7 protein-coding genes are annotated in these 4,748 nt (G+C 70.5%); 5 read left to right on the top strand and 2 right to left on the bottom strand.

Features of this window, described 5'->3' with window-relative positions; all coding sequences use genetic code 11:
- The 5 genes from VFF46_RS38160 to VFF46_RS38140 form a co-directional block, all read left to right on the top strand.
- Nucleotides 1-523: ABC transporter permease (locus tag VFF46_RS38160; protein ID WP_325042151.1), on the top strand; the 523-nt coding region annotated here is incomplete at its 5' end.
- A gap of 35 nt (nt 524-558) precedes the next feature.
- A complete protein-coding gene (locus VFF46_RS38155; RefSeq protein WP_325042150.1) occupies nt 559-1,686 on the top strand; it encodes a sensor histidine kinase in 1,128 nt (375 codons plus the stop codon).
- A 58-nt stretch (nt 1,687-1,744) separates the two neighbouring features.
- Nucleotides 1,745-2,353, top strand: a complete 609-nt coding sequence (locus VFF46_RS38150; protein WP_325042149.1) for a response regulator transcription factor — start codon at nt 1,745-1,747, stop codon at nt 2,351-2,353.
- A 44-nt stretch (nt 2,354-2,397) separates the two neighbouring features.
- Nucleotides 2,398-3,495: a sulfite oxidase gene (locus tag VFF46_RS38145; RefSeq protein ID WP_325042148.1), complete on the top strand. Its 1,098-nt coding sequence runs from the start codon at nt 2,398-2,400 to the stop codon at nt 3,493-3,495.
- Between the two features lie 84 nt (nt 3,496-3,579).
- Nucleotides 3,580-3,759 carry a hypothetical protein gene (locus VFF46_RS38140; RefSeq protein WP_325042147.1) on the top strand — a complete coding sequence of 60 codons (180 nt, stop codon included), beginning with the start codon at nt 3,580-3,582 and terminating at the stop codon, nt 3,757-3,759.
- A gap of 4 nt (nt 3,760-3,763) precedes the next feature.
- Here VFF46_RS38140 and VFF46_RS38135 read toward each other — a convergent pair whose 3' ends face one another.
- Both VFF46_RS38135 and VFF46_RS38130 read right to left on the bottom strand, forming a co-directional pair.
- Entirely contained in the window at nt 3,764-4,492 is a 729-nt protein-coding gene (locus VFF46_RS38135; protein WP_325042146.1) for a DUF3592 domain-containing protein, read from the bottom strand.
- A gap of 19 nt (nt 4,493-4,511) precedes the next feature.
- On the bottom strand, nt 4,512-4,748 hold a 237-nt coding region (locus VFF46_RS38130), incomplete at its 5' end, for a multicopper oxidase domain-containing protein (RefSeq protein WP_325042145.1).

The raw sequence follows: 4,748 nt of genomic DNA, 5'->3' as shown, positions 1-4,748 counted from the left end.
CGTGATCGCGGCCGAGCGCGACGGCGGCTGGAACCGGACGCTCCGGCTGACGCCGCTGAAGCCGCAGGCGTACGTCGTCAACAAGGTGATCCTGAGCCTGCTGCTGGCGATCCCGCCGCTGCTCGTGGTGTTCCTGTTCGGTATGACGATGGGCCACGTGCACCTGAGCCTCACGCAGTGGGTGACCGTCGCGCTGGTGTCCTGGCTGGGTGCGCTGCCGTTCGCGGCGATCGGCCTGGTCATCGGGTACATCGCCAAGCCGGACAGCGTGCAGCCGATCACCGGTCTGAGCACGATGCTGATCGCGGCGTTCGGCGGCCTGTGGCTGCCGGTGGACCAGATGCCGAAGGCGATGAAGTACATCGCTGAGCTGACGCCGGCGTACTGGACCGGGCAGACGTCGCGGAGCGCGCTCGCGCAGAGCGGCCTGGACACCCACGCGCTGCTCGTGGTGATCGGCTGGACCGTGGTACTCGGCTTCATCGGGCTGCGCCGGTTCCGCGCCGACACCGCCCGCGCCTGAGCGTTACGCAGTACCCAAGGAATACCGTGACCACTGTGAAGACCAATCCAAGTGTCGTGGAGGTGGCCGACCGGGTCCGCCAGGGCCCGGGCCGCTGGGCCTGGGTGGCGGGCGGCATCTGGCTGTTCTACCTGTCTCAGCCGCTGCAGAGCGTCGCCGATCGCCAGCACGGCGTCGTCCGGGTGCTGGGTTTCCTCACAGTGGTCCTGTTCGCGGCGAGCTACCTGGCGTTCTTCGCGCTGCTGCGCTGGGCGGTCAAGCACGGGAAGCTGCTGCCCTGGCAACGGGGCGGCTACCTGGCAGCGATGCTGGTGCTGTGCCTGCTGATGATCCCGACGGCCGGGCAGACTGCGCTCACCGGGCTGGTCTACATCGCGGCCTGCGGGATGATGCTGCTCGAGCTCCCGGCCGGTGTCGCACTCGTACTGACTCTGCTGGCCGGGGCCGAGATCTCGATGCGGGTGGTGCCGGGCTGGCGGGACGACGGCAGCTACGGGTTCGCGATCTTCCTCGGCGCGCTCGCGGTGTACGGGATGCGGCGGGCGATCCAGCGCAGTATCGAGCTGGACGCCACCCGCCAGGACATGGCCGAGCTGGCGGTCCAGGAGGAGCGGAACCGGTTCGCCCGCGACCTGCACGACATCCTCGGCCACTCGCTGACCGTGATCACGGTGAAGGCCGAGCTCGCCGGCAAGCTGATCGCGGCGAACCCGGACCGCGCCGCCACGGAGGTCGCGGACGTCGAGAGTCTCGCGCGGGCGGCGTTGGCCGACGTACGGGCGGCTGTCGCTGGGTACCGCGAGCTGAGTCTGGCCGGTGAGCTGGTGTCCGCCAAGGCTGCGTTGCAGGCCGCTGAGATCAAGGCGGAGCTGCCGACGACGGTCGACGAGGTACCGGAGGACAACCGGGAGCTGTTCGCCTGGGTGGTGCGGGAGGGCATCACGAACGTCGTCCGGCATTCGGGGGCGAAGCGGTGCACGATCAAGCTGGCCGCCAACGAGATCGAGGTCCTCGACGACGGCAAGGGTCCGACGCCCGGAGGGGGCGCGTCGGGTCACGGGCTGGTCGGACTGCGGGAACGGGCGGACCAGGCGAACGCGGCCGTCCAGGTCGGCCAGGCATCCGGCGGCGGGTTCCGCCTGGCCGTCAAGGTCAGCGTATGAGGACCAGCGTGGGCCGGGCAGTGGCGGGGTCGCCGTACGGGACTGTGAGGATAGGGCCGTGAGCATCCGACTGCTGATCGCCGACGACCAGGCGCTGGTTCGTGGCGCCCTGGCCGCACTGCTCGACCTCGAGCCCGACCTGGACGTGGTCGCCGAGGTCGGCCGGGGCGACGAGGTGCTCGACGCCGCGAAGAACTCGCAGCCCGACGTCGCGCTGCTCGACGTGGAGATGCCGGGCCTGGACGGGATCGAGGCGGCCGCCGCGTTGCGTACCGCCGTACCGGGGGTCCGGGTACTGATGGTGACCACGTTCGGCCGGCCCGGGTACCTGCGCCGCGCGATGGAGGCGGGCGCCGCCGGGTTCGTCGTGAAGGACACGCCCGCGACGCAGCTGGCCGACGCGGTACGGCGGGTGCACCAGGGGCTCCGCGTGGTCGACCCGTCGCTCGCGGCCGAGACGCTGGTGGCCGGTACGAGCCCGCTGACGGGCCGCGAGTCCGACGTACTGCGGGCCGCCCGGGACGGGGGTACCGTCGCCGACATCGCGAAGGAACTGCACCTGTCCGAAGGCACCGTCCGCAACCACCTGTCCGCGGCGATCGGCAAGACCGGCGCCCGAACCCGGGCCGAGGCCGCCCGGATCGCCCTCGACAACGGCTGGTTGTAGGCGGTCCCTCGCTCTAGGGTTAGCCCTGGGGAGGGGGATCTGAGATGTCGATCAGCGATTTCAGTGTCCGCGGGAGGCTGGCGGACACCGGTGAGGGGATCACGCCCGACGAGCTGCAGCTCGCGGCACGGAACCACGCGATGCCGCTGGAGGGGCTGCGGTACGACGTGACGCCGCCGGGGCTGCACTACGTACTCGTGCACTACGACATCCCGGCCACGGATGCCGGCGGCTGGCGGCTCACCCTGGACGGGTGCGTCGAGGAGCCGCTGTCGTTCGGGTTGACCGAGCTGCGGGCGATGGGCCGGCGGACGATCCGGGTCACGCTGGAGTGCGCCGGGAACGGGCGGGCGACGCTGCAGCCGCGGCCGATCAGCCAGCCGTGGTTGTCGGAGGCGGTCGGTACGGCGGAGTGGACGGGTGTGCTGCTGGCGGATCTGCTGCGGGCGGCCGGGCTGCGCGAGGACGCCGTGGACGTGGTGTTCACCGGCGCCGACCACGGGGTGGAGCGCGGCGTCGAGCAGGACTACCAGCGCGCGCTGACCGTGGCCGAGGCGGTCGAGTCCGGCGCGATCGTCGCGTGGGAGATGAACGGTACGCCGTTGCCGCCGCAGCACGGGTATCCGCTGCGGCTCGTCGTACCGGGGTGGTACGGGATGGCGAGTGTGAAGTGGCTGCGGTCGATCGAGGTGATCGACCACGCGTTCGACGGGTTCCAGAACGCGGTCGCGTACGTGATCCGGACCGGGCCGGACGACCCGGGCCGCGCGGTGACGCGGATCGAGCCGCGGGCGTTGCTGGTCCCGCCGGGGTTCCCGGACTTCATGAGCCGCCGCCGGTTCGTTGCCGCAGGCCCCGTTCCGCTGCTCGGCCGGGCGTGGTCCGGGTGGGCGCCGATCGAACGGGTCGAGGTCAGCACGGACGCCGGGGTGAACTGGCACGAAGCCCGATTGGGTGCTGCCGGCAACGATGACCACGCCTGGCGGGCGTTCGCGTACGACTGGGAGGCGACGCCGGGCGAGCACGTGCTGACGGTCCGCGCGTACGACGCGAGCGGCCGCGAACAACCGATCGAGGCCGAGTGGAACCGCGGCGGCTTCGCGAACAACACCGCCCAGCGCCTCACGGTCCTGGTCACCTGACGCACCGCGTGTCGCTCGCACGTTCCGCCGTACCGCCGTCACATCCTGGAGGGAGTACACGGTTCTCACTCCAGGAGTGTGGCGGTGAACGACAACCATCTACACGCACGCGTCTTCCGCACGTCGGCCGAGTGGTACGCCGACGTCGACGACGAACTCGACCCGCAGCCGGACAACCCCCTCTGGTACGGCACCTACACCACCCAGCCAGACGCCCTACAAGCCGCCTGCACCCACCTCGCCGCCCTGGAGGAAGCGTCCTGAGCGGTCAGCCGAACGCGATGGCGAGGCCGATGGCGAGCAGCACCAGGCTGAGGAAGATCATGAACGGCCAGGCCCACCACGGTGTCGACCAGTCGACCGCCGCGGACACGACGTTCGACGGATCGGCCGGATCGACCACCACGTCGATCCGATCCCCCACCGTCGGCTCGGGGTTCAACTGGTCGCCGCCGTCCACCTCGACCGCGGCACCGTCGCTGGGGTGTGCGACCTTGACGGTCACCTCGCCGGACCTGGACCACTTGTCCTCCTCGACGGAGACGACCACCGCCTGCCGGACGGGAGCTTCGGCGATCAGGTGCTGGTTGTCCCGGTCGGCCGAGATCCCCAGCGGCAGGATCGCCAGCGAGCCCAGCGCCATCGGTACCCCGACCAGCACGCGGCCGGCACGGATCAGCACCTCGCGCCATCCGATCCGCCGCCGGCCCCCGTGTCGGGCGGCACGCGCTGTCGCCAACGCACGGGACAGCGCCCGGTCACGACGGGCCTGCGTGCGCCTGGTCGGCGCCTCCAGCCGTTTCCACCAGCTGAAGCGCTCCACGAGCCAGCGGGCGGGGTAGCAGGTCCCGCCCGCGATCACGCCGCAGACCAGTGGGTTGTCGTACAGGAAGCTCGGGCGGGTCAGCCAGCCGAGGAAGTACAAGCCGGCGCTCACGGTGACGAAGTACAGCAGTAGCAGCGCCTGTTGTCTGCCGTGCAGGTCGTCGTCGCTCACGGGGACATGATGCGGTATTTCACTCGGGTTCGTTGTGGGAGGTGCCGCCTACTCGGTAGGGGGTGGTCAGGCCTTCGTACATGAGGTGGGTCATGAGGCCTTGGGAGGCGTGGGGGAGGTTGTGGCAGTGGTCCATCCAGAGGCCTGGGTTGTTGGCGACGAAGGCGATTTCGTAGGTTTCCTTGTTGCCTACCTCCAGGGTGTCGGTCCACCAGGGGGAGCCGGTGGCGGTGACGCCGTTGCGGGAGAGGACTAC

This window comes from Kribbella sp. (assembly GCF_035655035.1).
Taxonomy (GTDB): Bacteria; Actinomycetota; Actinomycetes; order Propionibacteriales; family Kribbellaceae; genus Kribbella.
This window is presented reverse-complemented; position numbering and strand designations above follow the sequence as displayed.